The 11,793-nt window shown below is 62.4% G+C and carries 17 protein-coding genes; 8 read left to right on the top strand and 9 right to left on the bottom strand.

The features are described 5' to 3' along the window. On the bottom strand, positions 1–1,202 hold a 1,202-nt coding region (locus tag VEK15_30650), incomplete at its 3' end, for a citrate synthase (protein HXV65093.1). Between the two features lie 91 nt (positions 1,203–1,293). Here VEK15_30650 and VEK15_30655 point away from each other — a divergent pair. From VEK15_30655 to VEK15_30665, 3 genes are read left to right on the top strand one after another with little or no spacing between them, the layout of a single operon-like run. Next, a complete protein-coding gene (locus VEK15_30655) occupies positions 1,294–2,049 on the top strand; it encodes a CoA-transferase (GenBank protein HXV65094.1) in 756 nt (251 codons plus the stop codon). Then, the gene (locus tag VEK15_30660) at positions 2,046–2,801 is read left to right on the top strand and encodes an enoyl-CoA hydratase/isomerase family protein (protein ID HXV65095.1); all 756 of its coding nucleotides are present in this window, start codon (positions 2,046–2,048) and stop codon (positions 2,799–2,801) included. Before VEK15_30655 ends, VEK15_30660 begins: the two co-directional genes overlap by 4 nt. A 5-nt stretch (positions 2,802–2,806) precedes the next feature. Continuing rightward, positions 2,807–3,658 carry a CoA-transferase gene (locus VEK15_30665; GenBank protein ID HXV65096.1) on the top strand — a complete coding sequence of 284 codons (852 nt, stop codon included), beginning with the start codon at positions 2,807–2,809 and terminating at the stop codon, positions 3,656–3,658. Positions 3,659–3,665: 7 nt separating this feature from the next. Here the strand turns inward: VEK15_30665 and VEK15_30670 are convergent, their stop codons facing one another. Next, positions 3,666–4,214, bottom strand: coding sequence for a DUF1802 family protein (locus tag VEK15_30670; protein HXV65097.1), 549 nt, complete (start codon positions 4,212–4,214; stop codon positions 3,666–3,668). A 76-nt stretch (positions 4,215–4,290) separates the two neighbouring features. Here VEK15_30670 and VEK15_30675 point away from each other — a divergent pair, with 76 nt between their 5' ends. After that, a complete protein-coding gene (locus VEK15_30675; GenBank protein ID HXV65098.1) occupies positions 4,291–5,004 on the top strand; it encodes an SDR family oxidoreductase in 714 nt (237 codons plus the stop codon). Here the strand turns inward: VEK15_30675 and VEK15_30680 are convergent. The 5 genes from VEK15_30680 to VEK15_30700 form a co-directional block, all read right to left on the bottom strand. Continuing rightward, the gene (locus tag VEK15_30680; protein HXV65099.1) at positions 4,973–6,379 is read right to left on the bottom strand and encodes a hypothetical protein; all 1,407 of its coding nucleotides are present in this window, start codon (positions 6,377–6,379) and stop codon (positions 4,973–4,975) included. The two genes, VEK15_30675 and VEK15_30680, sit on opposite strands and share 32 nt — an antisense overlap. Positions 6,380–6,734: 355 nt before the next feature. Further along, positions 6,735–7,073, bottom strand: a complete 339-nt coding sequence (locus VEK15_30685; protein HXV65100.1) for a type II toxin-antitoxin system PemK/MazF family toxin — start codon at positions 7,071–7,073, stop codon at positions 6,735–6,737. 2 nt (positions 7,074–7,075) lie between these two features. Beyond that, complete coding sequence (locus tag VEK15_30690; protein HXV65101.1) at positions 7,076–7,312, bottom strand: hypothetical protein; 237 nt, start codon at positions 7,310–7,312, stop codon at positions 7,076–7,078. A 232-nt stretch (positions 7,313–7,544) separates the two neighbouring features. Beyond that, the gene (locus VEK15_30695) at positions 7,545–8,420 is read right to left on the bottom strand and encodes a M55 family metallopeptidase (protein HXV65102.1); all 876 of its coding nucleotides are present in this window, start codon (positions 8,418–8,420) and stop codon (positions 7,545–7,547) included. Between the two features lie 135 nt (positions 8,421–8,555). Then, positions 8,556–9,209 carry a hypothetical protein gene (locus VEK15_30700; GenBank protein ID HXV65103.1) on the bottom strand — a complete coding sequence of 218 codons (654 nt, stop codon included), beginning with the start codon at positions 9,207–9,209 and terminating at the stop codon, positions 8,556–8,558. 125 nt (positions 9,210–9,334) lie between these two features. Between VEK15_30700 and VEK15_30705 the strand changes: the two genes are divergently transcribed. Together VEK15_30705 and VEK15_30710 are read left to right on the top strand one after the other, a co-directional pair. Continuing rightward, positions 9,335–9,595 carry a ribbon-helix-helix protein, CopG family gene (locus VEK15_30705; GenBank protein HXV65104.1) on the top strand — a complete coding sequence of 87 codons (261 nt, stop codon included), beginning with the start codon at positions 9,335–9,337 and terminating at the stop codon, positions 9,593–9,595. Continuing rightward, positions 9,592–10,005 (top strand): PIN domain nuclease, encoded by a 414-nt coding sequence (locus VEK15_30710; protein ID HXV65105.1) that lies wholly within the window; start codon positions 9,592–9,594, stop codon positions 10,003–10,005. Before VEK15_30705 ends, VEK15_30710 begins: the two co-directional genes overlap by 4 nt. Positions 10,006–10,047: 42 nt before the next feature. Here VEK15_30710 and VEK15_30715 read toward each other — a convergent pair whose 3' ends face one another. Both VEK15_30715 and VEK15_30720 read right to left on the bottom strand, forming a co-directional pair. Then, positions 10,048–10,308, bottom strand: a complete 261-nt coding sequence (locus VEK15_30715; GenBank protein HXV65106.1) for a type II toxin-antitoxin system RelE/ParE family toxin — start codon at positions 10,306–10,308, stop codon at positions 10,048–10,050. Then, positions 10,295–10,519 carry a DUF6290 family protein gene (locus VEK15_30720; GenBank protein HXV65107.1) on the bottom strand — a complete coding sequence of 75 codons (225 nt, stop codon included), beginning with the start codon at positions 10,517–10,519 and terminating at the stop codon, positions 10,295–10,297. The genes VEK15_30715 and VEK15_30720 overlap by 14 nt, the downstream gene beginning before the upstream one ends. A gap of 193 nt (positions 10,520–10,712) precedes the next feature. Between VEK15_30720 and fdhD the strand changes: the two genes are divergently transcribed. Next, a complete protein-coding gene (gene fdhD, locus VEK15_30725) occupies positions 10,713–11,516 on the top strand; it encodes a formate dehydrogenase accessory sulfurtransferase FdhD (GenBank protein ID HXV65108.1) in 804 nt (267 codons plus the stop codon). After that, positions 11,513–11,793 (top strand): hypothetical protein (locus VEK15_30730; GenBank protein HXV65109.1); only part of this gene is annotated, 281 nt, incomplete at its 3' end. The genes fdhD and VEK15_30730, both read left to right, overlap by 4 nt.

Consider the following 11,793-nt stretch of genomic DNA (forward strand, 5'->3'; position numbering starts at 1 on the left):
TCGGTCAGCATCTCCTCCCATTGCGCGATCCAGCCCGACGTGCGGGGAATCGCGAAGAGCACGGGGAACATGCTCACCGGAAAACCCATCGCTTCGTAGATGATGCCGGAGTAGAAGTCGACGTTCGGGTAGAGACGCCGCTTCACGAAGTAGTCCTCCTGCAGGGCGATGCGCTCGAGCTCGACGGCGATATCGATGAGCGGATTCTTCCCCGTGACCTCGAAGACCTGGTGTGCAGTTTTCTTGATGATGGTGGCGCGGGGATCGTAGCTCTTGTATACCCGATGGCCGAAGCCCATGAGCCGTACCTCGCCCTCCTTCACGCGTTTGATGTAGGCGGGCACCTTCTCCTTGCTCCCGATCTCGTTCAACATTCGGAGAACGGCCTCGTTGGCTCCGCCATGAAGTGGACCGTAGAGCGCTGCCGCGGCAGCGGCGGTCGCCGAGTAAGGATCGGACTCTGAGCTCCCGACGCAACGCATCGCGCTCGTCGAGCAGTTCTGCTCGTGATCGGCGTGAAGGATGAACAGGACGTCGAGCGCCTTCGCCAACACCGAATCGGCGTCGAAGCTCGGTGTCATCGCGAACATCATCTTCAGGAAGTTCTTGGTGTAGGGCAGGTCGTTGTCGGGATAGGTGTAGCGCATGCCGATACTGTGCCGATAGGCGAACGCCGCGAGCGTAGGCATCTTGGCGATCAGGCGATAGGTCTGGAGCCGCCTCGACATCGGATCCTGGACTCGCTTGCCGTCGGGGTAGAACGTGGAGAGTGCCCCGACGACGCCGATCAGCATTCCCATCGGATGGGCGTCATAGCGAAAACCGTCGAGAAGCTTCTTCACATACTCGTGGACGATCGTATGGTGAGTAATGTGGTGGACCCAGTCGTCGTATTGCGCCTTCGTGGGAAGCTCGCCGAACAGGATCAGGTAGGCGACTTCGAGGTAATCGGCCTGCTCGGCCAGCTGCTCGATGGGGTAGCCGCGATAGCGAAGGATTCCCTTCTCCCCGTCGATGAAAGTGATGCGGCTCTTACAGGACGCCGTATTGATGAATGCGGGGTCGTAGCTCTTGAGACCGTAGTCGTCGTCGTCGACCCGGATCTGTCGGAGATCCTTGGCATGGATGGCGCCGTGCGCGATGGGAATCTCGTAGGTCTTGCCCGTGCGGTTGTCAGTAACACTCAGCGAATCCCTGCCCATTGACTAGATCTCTCCTTTTCTCGTTGCGCACCTTTTATACCACAGAGGCTTTATGGCTAATGTTAGCATCTCTTGACGAACGAAGAGGGTGATGGTGGCGGACGAGACGACGCCCACGGCGAAGGAGCTCATGGTGGCTGCCGCCGCCCGTGAGATCGGCGATGGGGAGCTGGTGTTCGTGGGAATGCGGCTTCCGCTCCTCGCGTTCCGACTCGCCCAGGCCACTCACGCCCGGAACGCCGTGGGGCTCTACGAGAACGGCCTGATCCGGGAGAGAGCGGCGGCGAGCCCTCTGTTCACCATGAGCGATGCTCCGAACGTCCGGCTTGCCACCAGCGCCACCGACATGCTCGATGTCATGGGGCTTCTTCAGTCGGGTCGCGTAAGCCTCGGGTTCGTCGGGGCGGCCGAGGTCGATCGGTTCGGCAACCTGAACTCCACCCGCGTGCCCGGGACGAGGCTGCCGGGCAGCGGAGGGGCCTCCGACATCGCTTCGCTCGCGGGAAGGGTTGCCGTCCTCCTCAAGCACGACAAGCACCGCCTCGTGGATCGGGTCCACCATCTGACCTCACCCGGGCACGGTGATGGAGGCGGGTGGCGCGAGCGCACCGGGCTCCGAGGGCGTGGCCCGGTGGCCGTCTTCACCGACCTCGCCGTCTTGAGATTCGATCCCGAATCGCACGAAGCCACGCTTCACTCCTATCATCCGATGAGCTCGCCCGAGGAAGTTGCCTCAGCCACCGGCTGGCCGCTGCGGAAGAGCGCGGATTGTGGTCCGACTCCCCTGCCCCGCCGAGACGAGCTCGAGCTTCTCCGATCCTTCGATCCGGATTCCTTCTGGCTATGAGGGTCAGACTCTCCTACGCCCCGCCAAGGGCACGACTGACGTTGTCGCATTCTCCGTTGAACGTATTCGATGGAGACATGCTCAAAGAGCTTTCTCGAGGACTCGACGACATTGGCTCTCGGACCGACGTGCACGTCGTTATCCTCGATTCCGCCGAGAAGGTCTTCTCCGCGGGAGTGGACGTCCGGGATCATCTTCCCGAGCGGCTGAACGAGATGCTCGAACGGTTCCACGGCGTGTGTCGACAGCTGCTTCGACTCGACGCCATCACCCTCGCCCTCGTTTCCGGGCACGCGTTCGGCGGGGCGATGGAGCTTCTGGCCTGCTGCGATTTCGTGATCGCCACGGACGAGGCGGCCTTCGCCCAGCCGGAGATCGACCTGGCATGCTTTCCCCCGTTGGGAGCTGCCATCTATCCGAAGCTCCTCGGCAGCAAGCGGGCGGCAGAAATCGTGCTTCTGGGCCGGCGGCTGTCGGCTCGAGAAGCCGAGGACTTCGGCCTCGTCACCAAAGTCGTGAGCGAGGACGCCTTGCAGGCGGAAGCCGAGGTGCTCCTCCGCTCGCTCGCGGAAAAAAGCCCGGCGGCTCTCCGCATCGCCAAGAAAGCGCTTCGGCTCGGGCTGCCCCGGGCGCTCGAGGGACTCGAAGAAATCGAAGCTCTCTACCGCGATGAGCTGGCCGCGACCGAGGACATGGTCGAGGGACTCCGAGCGTTCCTCGAAAAGCGAAAGCCGATCTTTCGTGGAAAGTGAGTGGAGTGTCCAAACTGACCTCTCTCGAGGATGCGGTGCGACGCTTCATCCCCGATGGCTGCACGGTCGTGCTCGGTGCCGGGCTCGAGGCGCTCATACCTTTTGCCTGCGGATACGAGATCGTTCGGCAGAAGCGTCGGGGGCTGACGCTCGTCGCTCCGATCTCCGACATGCTGTTCGACGTCCTGATTGGCGCCGGGGCGGTCGAGCGGGTCATCGCCGCATGGGTTGGCAACGTCTCCGCAGGCTCGGGCCACAACTTTCGCCGGGCGGTCGAGCATTCCGAGCCCAATCGAATTCAGGTCGTCGATCACTCGAACTTGACGCTCGCGCTCGCCTTACACGCCGCCGCGCTCGGGGTTCCTTATCTTCCGGCACGAACCGCACTCGGAACGGACCTGCTCGCCTCGAATCCGCACCTGCAACCGATGGTATGCCCCTTCACCGGGGACCGGCTGGTCGGCGTGCAGGCACTCAGACCCGACGTGGCCGTTCTCGCGGTGCAGCGCGCCGACGCGGAAGGCAACGCCCACGTGATCGGAAACCTCGGCGTGGTCAAGGATGCGGCCCGCGCGGCGGGAACGGTCGTCCTGCTCGCGGAGGAGATCGTCGCGAGCGACCTGATTTGCGGTGAGCCCAACCGTACTCTCGTGCCTGGTTTTCTCGTCTCCGCCGTGGTACACGCCCCGCGAGGGTGTCATCCCTCGCCCTGTTACGGTTACTACGACCGGGACCACGGTTTCTTTCACGACTACCACGCCGTGTCGCGAACCCGCGAGGGTTTTCTGGCTTGGCTCGACGAATGGGTGCTGTCGGTCTCCGGTCACGATGATTATCTTCGACGGCTATCCGGCTGATCGATCGCTACTCTTTTGTAGCGGCGGCGGGAAGGGCCGCCTTCAGCTTCGCGTGCCTCCGCTCGAACTCGGCATCGTCGATCGCAGGGGTGAGATCCTCCAAGGCCACTTCGAAAGGGAGCGGCACGAACTCATCCTCCCCCTCTTTTTCGGCGATGTCGTAGAACTTGTAGGCACGGGGAAGGTGGTAGACCCGGAGCACGACCGCCACGAGGCCGTATCCCTCTCGGTATCGGCGCTCGGCCTCATGCGGCGTCAAAGCATGCTCGGCGTCGACGAGGCGCAGAGCGCGTAGGGACTGGATCGGGATCCTATCGACCACCTCGGCGTAGTCCCGAATGAAAGTATGCCCACCCAGGGGAGCCTTGAGCTCGTGACGAAGGCTCATCCAGGCATGTGGCTTGAGCGCATCCGGGTCCTGGCCCGAGTACGAGGGAAAAACCAGGAACGCGCCGTTTTTTGCGTCCCACGTCTTGTGGAGGATCACGATGCCGCTTCCCTCGTGGAGGTGGCGAGCCACGACCGACCATACCTTGAGCGCCAGCTGCTGGGACAAGTCTCGATCTCCTTCGATGAGTGTGATAAGGCTAACGTTCGCTTCGGTGCGTCGTCAAGATGAGAGAAAGAAAAAAGTGAAGGGGAAGGTCGCGGTCATCACTGGCTCGACGCGCGGGATCGGGCGAGCGATCGCCGAATCGCTCGGTAGAGCCGGGGGCACCGTCGTTCTATCGGCCCGGCGTCGATCCGATGTTGCCGATGCCGTCGATACCATGAAGCGAACGGGCATCGACGCCCACGGCCTGGCCTGCGACGTACGTCGCTACGATGAGGTCGCGGAGCTCATGGACTTCGCTGCGCGGGAGGCTGGCGGTGTCGACGTCCTCGTCAACAACGCCGGGGTGGGTCTGTTCAAGCACGTCTCCGCCATCGAGCCAGAGGAGTGGGACCAGGTCATCGGAACGAACCTGACCGGGGTCTTTCATTGCTCCCGGGCGGCGATACCCTACATGAAGAAGCGCGGGGGAGGGACGATCGTCAACATCAGCTCTCTCGCAGGGAAAAACGCCTTCTCCGGAGGCGCCGCCTACAACGCTTCCAAGTTCGGTCTCGAAGGTCTGAGCGAGGCGATGATGCTGGACCTCCGCTACGAGAACATCAAGGTGGCCTACGTGATGCCCGGAAGCGTGGCCACGGAGTTCGCGGGCCGTTCGTCGGGTGAAGGCGACTCGTGGAGACTCACTCCCGAAGACGTCGCGGAGATGGTGACGAGCATCCTCACTCAGGACCATCGTGCTCTCGCGAGCCGGATCGAGCTCAGACCCTTTCAGCCGCCGCGGAAGACCTGAGCTTGCCTCGCAGCTTCTCGAGGAGGACGGCCAACCAGATCGCAAGAAAGGGCTCGACTTCCCAGCGCATCCGGTCGTTTTCTCCGATCTCGACGAGGTTCGCAACCAGGGTCACCCACATCACCGTCACGAGAAGGAAGGCGTAGACCTCTCGCCCTCGCGAGCCTCTGAGCTCGAGCACACCCACCGCCAGGAGGAGTGGAAAGAGGACAAGCAACAAGTTCGGCCGTGGAGTCAACATCCGGATGGGTCGCTCGAATCCTCCGCCGAAGAAGACGAAGCGGGTGATCGCGTCTCGATAACGACCGACTCTCTCGAAATCGTAGTCGACGAGGAAATCGACCGAGTTCGGCCCGGGTTGAAGAAAGAGCAGGAGCGAAGTAGCCACCCGCCGGGCATAGCGTGCCGGGTAGTTTCGCATCAGGTAGAGGTTGCCATCGAGCAGAGCCGTCGAGATGTCGACGTAGTCTTGATGGTTGAAGTTCGGCTCCCCGTTCGACTTGTAGGGCGCCCCGAGTGCCGGATGCAGGCCCTCGACCGGGCGAAAGAAGCCGTAGCCCTCGAGCTCGCGCGGCTCCCGAAAGGGGCGGCGGTGCCAGAACGGGGGCAGGGCACCCCGTCTCTTGAGCTCGACCGTCTCGCTCTGCGACAGGGGCCATCGTTTCGACAAACTCAGTCCCAGCCAGGTGCTCGCGGTGAAGCTTCCGACGAGACGCTCGTTCTTCAAGAACCACAAGTTCACCACGAAAAGGGTCACGACTCCCCCGGCAATCAATCTTCGCCGAGCTCCCGGCTCTCCGATGAAGGCGAGCACGGCGACCGCGAGGACGAACCATAGAGGGTGAAACACCGAGCGGGTCAACATCAGAACGCCCGCGAGAACGCAGAACGCCGTGACCGCGGAGCGCTTCAGGGCGATCGCACCCGCCGCCAGCAGAAAAGCGACCGGAAGGGTATAGAACAGCCAATGGCGGTAGACGAGGAAGTTGGGGTGGAGGGCGAACAGGAGGCAGACCAAGCCGTTCACGCCATCGGAGACGCCGAGGGACCGTAAGAGCCAGGCCATCCCGAGAAGAAGGCCGAGCGCCAGGACACCGAAGGCAAGGGAGAAGGCCGCCGCGTGTGAGCCGGGAAAGAGCTTCAGAACCACGCCGAGACCCAGGTTGAAGAGCGGCGGCTGGGAATGCAGGTAATACAGGCCCGAAAGGAGATCGTCTCTCAGAATGACGGGATCGAGATACTGGTACAGCCGTCCAAGCGTCTCGTCGGCGAAGCGCACGCCGAGCGCCGAGGCGAGGATCTCGCTCGCCGCGAAGACGACGATCCCCCAGACATAGATGGCGGCTCGACCCAGCATGCTCCGGCCGGGCAGCATAGCATCGAGCTGCTTTAATCGCGGCAGTGCGTGTCGCGCGACGAGAGGAGAACGCCGCCATCGTCCGCGCCGGCGACACGATTCTCTCCCTCGAAGACGACGGATAGCTTCTCGACCGTCCGCTCGAGCCGCACCGGGCTAGAGGTGCTCGCTCGCTACCAGGTCGCACCGAGCGTCACCTGGGCGCAGCCCCCCGGTCTCGGGAAACCGCATCTTCGTGAAAGACGTCTCCGCCTTGGCTTCTCACCTGGGACTGATAGGCCCTCCCTTCCAAGCGCTGTCTTGCTGACGTTCCGGAGAAGAACCACCCCTCGGACGCTGTTCTCTACCGGCGAACTGGGAGTTGCCGAGGAATTCAAAGGCCGAGCGCGATCCGCAATCCCTCATCGACTCTCGCCATCGCCCTCGAGGAGAGCCGGCCAGCCCGCTCTTTGAACAAGCTCCTGTCTACGGAGAGAATCGCGGAAACGTTGACCACTGATTCTGTTCTGAGTCCCGATTCTCTCCGGCCGACGAGCACGTTACCCGGCGCCTCGGACAGAGCGGTGTTCTTGGTCAATGCCGCGACGATCACGGTTCGTATTCGGCTGGCGTTGAAGCTGTTCGACTGCACCACCAGAACGGGTCGGGTGTAGCCTGGACCGGATCCCACCGGCTTCGGCAGGCCCGCCCACCAGACCTCGCCCCGCTGCACCTTCACCACTCCTCTTCAGACAGTGAAATGTATTGAAGCTTCTCGAGGACGGGGTCAAGCGTCGATGGGTGCTTACCGTACACCCTATCGAGAGCCTCCGTCACTTTGTCCCCCCTATGTCTTTCGAGGAACTCGGCGATGGCCTTCGTATAGAGCTCGCTCCGGCTCCAGCCCAGACGTTGGGCTGCGTCCTCGGCGGCGTCGAAAACGGCGTCGGGAACGGAAATCGCTGTCTTCATGGAGCGAGTATAACCAAGGTTATACCCAACGTCAAGCCTTTGGCGCCGATGAGCTTCGCGCTCACAGGCGGGGTTCTTGCTTCAACGGGACGCGGGTATTCTCGTGGAACAGGCCGCAGCCGCCGAAGTGGGTAAACAAAAGGGGTGCCTTCCTTGACACGAGCCCAGAGACACTCGAGGCGACGCACAAACGGTTCGGACTCCGGGGGCATAGCTCCGCGCCGTTCCCCAATTATTCCGGAATGTTCCGGTACAGCACCCGGATGAGCTTGTAGGCGCTCACGAAGTCGTCCGATTGGAACCGCACCGCGTACCTCGACGCGCGCTCGACCGTCGGGATCGCGGACGCGATGTCGGCGAGGTCGGGATTCTTGTATGTGAGCTCGACGGTTGTCGGGGTCGTGGGCCTCGTCGGCCGGAACGTGCGTAGATTCTCGATCGCCTGGCGCGCGCCTTCCCGGATGAGGCGGCGGCACTCTTCCGGATGCAGAAGCTCCGCGGTCTGAAGACGGATTGCCCGTTTCACCGGCACCGTCACCAAGTCCGAATCGACCAGGGTCCGGATCTCCTTCACGAAGTCCTCGTCTCCCGTCGCGAGCGCGACCGGAACGCCGAACGTTCCCGCGACCCTCGCGTTCAAACCGCCTTCGCTCATCGCCCGGCCGTCGACCTGGATTCGTCCCACGACGCCGCCCGAGCCGGTGTGGGCCATGACCCCGGGCTCTCCTTCCATCGAGTGGTATCCGATGAAGAACACCGCGTCGAAATCGGCACTGATTCCCTCCATCATGCCCAGCGCCTTCGAGTTGTTGCTGATGAGCCGTACCGGCGGGAGCAGATCCTCCACCTTGACGTTCCTCATGCTGCCGTGCGAGTCGTTCACCAGGAAGTCAGTCGCGCCGGCTTCGCGGGCGCCCTCGATCGCTGCGTTCACCTCGCCCACCATGAGCTTCCGGCCGCGCTCGTACTCCGCTCCCTCCGCGGAGGTCATCTCGGAGTGAGCGATGCCTCCGATGCCCTCCATGTCGACGGAGATGAAGACGCGAATGGGCTCCTGGGTAGAAGCAGATCCGGAAAGGGCGACCAGAAGAAGAAGCATGTGATTCATCGCGGCGGTTTTACACCTCCTCCCTGGGTGAATCAACGGGTTTGACTGCGGTTCTTAGCGGCACACGGGGACGCCTACCTGTCCGAGTCGTGGCGATCGGCCTTACCCGCCCTCGCCACTCGGTTTGAAAGCCGCTCAGGCCGTCCGCACTGCCGCTCGCCGTCGCTCGGCGACCAGAAGCGCGATCCCTCCAAAGATCGCGCCCAGTACCACGGTATATCCCATCCAGATCGTGAGCTGGGGCACGACGCCGATGAGGAACCATTTGCTGAAAGCACCCATCTCCGGAAACCCAGGGGGAACGACGTCATAGTGCGTCCCCCAGTTTCCGAGAATCGCGAGGAGCATGACGAGGATGACGGGAATCCTTGCCGCGAGACCATAGACGACGAGGGTCTTTCCCAGGACGGGGGAGCCCGCGTAGGCGATGCCAAGTCCCACCAGAGCGGCAAGGATCGTCACGACGAGCGAAGCGAGCGAGACCTGATTCGGGTCGAGACCGAAGAGCATGCTCCCACCGAAGGCAATGACGACGAACGCGGCGAGCCCGAGAGCGCCGAAGCCCAGAGTCCGGTAGGAAGCGGAAAGGTTTCCCGAGTGGTAGAGCTTCCAGGCGAAGTAGATTCCGAAGATCGGTACGAGCCAGGCGATTCCCACAATCGCTCCACCGCCTCCGGCCTCCGGATCGAAGAGCGCAGGGGACCAACCGTTCAGTTCCCCGACGAGTCTGAGAATGGTAACGGCCAGGGTAATGATGGCAGGCACCAGCACGATCCCAAATGGTGACATAGTCCCACCTCCGACGCCGATTCTACGTCGAAGCCCCGAACGTCAAAAGGGGCGCTTCTATAGTCGTTTGACCGTCCCGGTTCGCTGTAATACGATGTGTATTACGACGACGAGAGGTTGAGGCCGTGGGCACGAGAACCGTCAGGCTCGACGACGAGACCGAGCAGACGCTGGAAGAGATAAGGCAGGCGACAGGACTGTCGATCTCCGAGGTTCTCAAACGCGGAATCGCCGCCTTTCGCGAGGAGTTGGCCAGGCACGCGTCGCAATCCCCGTTCGACGTATATCAGCGGCTCGACCTGGGGCCGGGCGGGTACGCCATCGCGTCATCGACCGACGTCCGGGGCGGCGTACGGGAAGCTCTTCGGAAGAAACACCGTCGTTGATACTGACGGACACTGGCCCGCTGGTGGCGCTGTTCGATCCGAAGGACTCCGAGCACCGGAATTCCGTGGACGCTCTGAAGAAGATTCGAGAGCCTTTGGTCACGACGGTTCCCGTCCTCACCGAAGCGTTTCACATGCTCACTCCGTCTAGCCAGGGAGCGGATCGGCTTCGCGATTTCGTTGCTGAGCGTGGACTGTCGGTCTGGTTCTCGAGTCCGGCATTGCTGGTCCGCGAGTTCGAGCTGATGGAAAGATATCGTGATCATCCCATGGATCTGTCGGACGCCTCGCTGGTGGCCGCCGCCGAGGAGTTAGGTACGAGAAAGATCTTCACCGTCGATCGATCGGACTTCGAGACCTATCGTGTGAAGCGCGGACATCGTTATTACGCTTTTGTGATCCTGTCCTGAGCTTTGCCGTCGCAAGTCTTTTGAACAATCCATCGCTGCCAATTATCGGTAGAGGTCCCCCCGATGGCCGATCTTCAAAACGATGATGATCAACTCGCGTTCGGAAACACTGTGGAGGATCCGATAGTTGCCCACCCGGATCCGGAATACGTCGTCGTACCCGGACAGTTTTCGCACACCTGGCGGAAACGGATTCTCGCCCAGCCCGACCATGGCCGCCACGACCCGCTCTCGAGCATCACGCGGGAGCTTCTTCAGAGCTTTCTCGGCACTTCTCGAGATTCGAACTCTACAACTTGCCATCGAGCTTGAGCTCGGCGAGGACCTCGGACAACGGCCGGGTCGGCTCGTGGCGAATCTTCTTGAGATTCTCTATGTCCTCGAGCTCTTCGAGGCGGTCGAGGAGCGCCTCCTGGATGAAATGGCTCATCACGATTCCGCGCGCTTTACAGTATTTCTCGATCGCTTTCTTGAGCGTCTTGTCGATTCGAGCGCTGATCTGCACGCTGGGCATGTCACCATCCCTCCAGTTGGTAATCTACCAGCAGTGAGCAAATGCTAGCAATCGCTCACACGCCAGGCGACGCCTTCTACGCCTCAGAGATGGCGGCTCGAGCCAGCAGGGTCCATGCGGGCGGCAGTGCATCGCGCTGTTATAATCGCGGCAGGAGGAGCTTATTCCCGTTTCGACCCGTGACAACCGCTCGGTGGCCGCTCCGGTCGAGCGTATCGAGCGTTCGAAGAGAACGGCGCGCCACGACGAGCTCGCCATCGAGGAGCCGCTCGAGATCCGGCTCGACGACAAGAGCGTCGCCGTGGTCATGAGAACGCCCGGGCACGACGAGGAGCTCGCGGCTGGATTTCTGCTGACCGAGGCCATTCTCCGTAAACGCGAGGAGCTCGTCTCCATCGGGCCTCGTCGCAACAGCAAACGCCCCGACCTGGGCAACGTGATCAACGTCGTCTCGGGAAAGCAGGTGAATCTGAAGAAACGAGGCTGGCAAAGGAATTTCGTGTCGGCGTCGAGCTGCGGTCTCTGCGGAAAGCTGACCATCGAATCCGTCCGGTTGCAGGCCCCGTCCGTGGCGGACGACGAGCTCCGCGTGAGCGCAACCCTGTTGCGGACTCTGCCCGGTCGAATGCGCTCCGCCCAGGATGGATTCGACGCGACCGGGGGGGTTCATGCAGCGGGGCTCTTCGACGCGAATGGAGACTTGCTGGTGCTGCGTGAGGATATAGGCCGCCATAATGCCGTGGACAAGGTCGTGGGGGCGAGCTTTCTCGACGACGCCCTTCCCCTGCAGGGGCGGATCCTCATGGTGAGCGGCAGGGCGAGCTTCGAGATCGTGCAGAAAGCCTTGATGGCGCGTATCCCGTTCGTTGCCGCCGTGTCGGCCGCTTCGAGCCTCGCCGTCGACCTCTCGCGCGAGCTGGGCATGACCCTCGTCGGTTTCCTGCGAGGCGAAACCATGAACGTCTATACGGGCTCCGAGCGGGTCGTCGAGCCATGAGCGGCGTGCTCGAAGAACGAGCCGGTGACTATGCGCTTCGCGGTGATTACCACCGCTGTCTGGATCCGAGCTGGAGCTACGCGCCGATCTACCGCCGGAAGATCGCCTGGCTCGACGGAGTGATGAGCGAAGTCGAAAAGAACGCCCGAATTCTCGACGTCGGGGCCGGTGAAGGGGCCATCGTCGACCGCTACCGCCAGCGGGGTCAAGACATCGTGGGAGTCGACCTCCAGTACTCTGGAGCTCACGTGCGGCGCGCCGACCTTCGTGCGCTTCC

The sequence above is a fragment of the Vicinamibacteria bacterium genome (assembly GCA_035620555.1).
Classification (GTDB): domain Bacteria; phylum Acidobacteriota; class Vicinamibacteria; order Marinacidobacterales; family SMYC01; genus DASPGQ01.

Coding starts and splice junctions, on each gene's coding strand:
- VEK15_30720 (HXV65107.1), bottom strand. CDS start 10,519: ATGCCCAGCGTGCAGATCAGCGCTCGAATCGACAAGACGCTCAAGAAA.
- VEK15_30660 (HXV65095.1), top strand. CDS start 2,046: ATGAGGGTCAGACTCTCCTACGCCCCGCCAAGGGCACGACTGACGTTG.
- VEK15_30715 (HXV65106.1), bottom strand. CDS start 10,308: ATGGCAAGTTGTAGAGTTCGAATCTCGAGAAGTGCCGAGAAAGCTCTG.
- VEK15_30690 (HXV65101.1), bottom strand. CDS start 7,312: ATGAAGACAGCGATTTCCGTTCCCGACGCCGTTTTCGACGCCGCCGAG.
- VEK15_30695 (HXV65102.1), bottom strand. CDS start 8,420: ATGAATCACATGCTTCTTCTTCTGGTCGCCCTTTCCGGATCTGCTTCT.
- VEK15_30680 (HXV65099.1), bottom strand. CDS start 6,379: ATGCTGCCCGGCCGGAGCATGCTGGGTCGAGCCGCCATCTATGTCTGG.
- VEK15_30700 (HXV65103.1), bottom strand. CDS start 9,209: ATGTCACCATTTGGGATCGTGCTGGTGCCTGCCATCATTACCCTGGCC.
- VEK15_30655 (HXV65094.1), top strand. CDS start 1,294: ATGGTGGCGGACGAGACGACGCCCACGGCGAAGGAGCTCATGGTGGCT.